Origin of the sequence: Catenulispora pinisilvae, from assembly GCF_015356865.1 — a bacterium.
Lineage (GTDB): Bacteria > Actinomycetota > Actinomycetes > Streptomycetales > Catenulisporaceae > Catenulispora > Catenulispora pinisilvae.
Map to the genome: position 1 here is coordinate 1 of NZ_JAAFZA010000477.1, position 1,849 is coordinate 1,849.

Consider the following 1,849-nt stretch of genomic DNA (forward strand, 5'->3'; position numbering starts at 1 on the left):
CCCCACGCCCGACCCCACGCCCGACTCCACAACCGATCCCGCACCCGGCACCCGCGCGCAGCAGCGCAGCCGCACCGAAGCCCGCATCCTGGAAGCCGCGACCCGCTCGTTCTTCGACGTCGGCTACGAGCGCACCACGATCCGGGCCGTGGCCGCGGCGGCGAACGTGGACGCGGGCCTGGTCATGCACTACTTCGGGTCCAAGCAGGCGCTGTTCCAGCGCGTGGTCGACGCCGCCCCCCTGCCCGAGATCGACGCCGCCCCGGGCCAGGCCACCGAGCACATCCTGGCCGGACTCGCCGAGCGCCTGGCGAACGAACCGGTCGCCTCCCTGAGCATCCTGCGCTCGATGCTGACCACCCCCGAAGCCGCCGACGCCGTCGGCACCGCCGCGATCCGCTACCAGGCGCAGATCGCGCAGGCGATCCCGGCGCAGGATGCGGATCTTCGGGCGGCGATCATCAGTGCCGTGATACTCGGGATCACGGTGTCGCGGCATCTGATGAAGGCCGACGCGCTCGCCGAGGCCGAGCCGGAGGACGTCATCCGGTTGCTGCGCCCGGCGATCCAGTCATTGGCTGACGGCCGCGGTCTGTGACGCCGCGGCCGAAGTCGGAGCCGGTGCCGGGGCCGGGGCCGGATACTCCTCCAGCGAACGTATCCGCAGCACCGGCCCGGCGAACAGCCAGAACACCGACATCGCCCCGCCGACCGCCGCGACCAGCAGCGTCGGGCGCAGCCCGATCGTGCCGGCCAGCGCGCCGCCGGCGAGGGCGCCCAGTGGACGGATGCCGTAGTTGACCGTGCTGTAGGCGCCCGCGACCCGGCTGCGGACGCCTTCGTCGACGATGGCGGCCTGAAGAGAGTTCAGGGGAATGTCGAACAGCATCACACCCACCCCGCACAGGAACTCCGCCGCCGCCAGGGCCGTCGCGCACCACCACACCGAGCCGCCCGCGGCGGCCGCGATGGCGATCGGCGCCGGGAACAACACGGCGCCGATCGCGACACAGCGGCCGACCCCGACCAGGCGCGCGATCCGCGGCGCGAGGACCGCGCCCAGGACCGCGCCGCTCGCGCCCAGGCCCAGGGCCAAGCCGATGGCGCCGGCGGACAGGTGCAGCATGCGGGTCGCGAACAGGATCAGCAGGCTGGAGTTGGCGATGAAAGTGAAGAAGTTGATCGTGGTGGCGCAGGCCAGGGTGACCCGCAGGACCGGCTGGCGGAGGATGTAGGCGATCCCCTCCTTGGCCCGGCGCCCCACCGACAGTTCAGCCGACTCCGGTTCCGGCTCCACCACCGGCACCCGGCCGATCATGAACGCGGAGAACAGGAACGACACCGCGTCGGCGGCCACGGCGAACGCCGCGGAAGTCGCCGCGATCAACGCGCCGCCGAGCGCCGGGCCGACCATGAAGGAGGCGGAGCGGCTGCTGGAGAGCTTGCTGTTGGCCGCCACGTACTGCGAACGCGGCACCAGACGGACGAAGAAGGACGAGTACGAGGTGTTGAACAGCACCGCCGCGATCCCACACAGCAGCGCTATCAGATAGAGCTGGCCGAGGGCCACGGCATGGAACGCGGCGGCGACCGGCAGACTCAGCAGGATCGCGGCGCGGGCCAGATCGGCGCCGATCATCAGGCGGCGTTTGCGCCGCTGCCGGTCCACCCAGGCGCCCATGAACACGCCGATCAGGTTCGGGGTCCAGGTCACGGCGGCCAACACGGAGGCCTCGGTGGTGGAGGCTTTGAGGATCTTGGCGGCTATGTAGGGCAGGGCCAGTTCGGTGACGCGGTCGCCCAGCTGGGAGACGCTGTCGCCGATCCAGAAGCGGCGGAAGCGGGGGTC

Annotated in this window: 2 protein-coding genes; one reads left to right on the plus strand and one right to left on the minus strand. The window is 71.7% G+C overall.

From position 1 onward, the window contains the following. Positions 1-598, plus strand: a 598-nt coding sequence (locus IZR01_RS49010) for a TetR/AcrR family transcriptional regulator (RefSeq protein ID WP_228561446.1), incomplete at its 5' end; no start/stop codon positions are given. Here IZR01_RS49010 and IZR01_RS49015 read toward each other — a convergent pair. After that, positions 572-1,849 (minus strand): MFS transporter (locus IZR01_RS49015; RefSeq protein WP_194927871.1); only part of this gene is annotated, 1,278 nt, incomplete at its 5' end. The genes IZR01_RS49010 and IZR01_RS49015 overlap by 27 nt on opposite strands.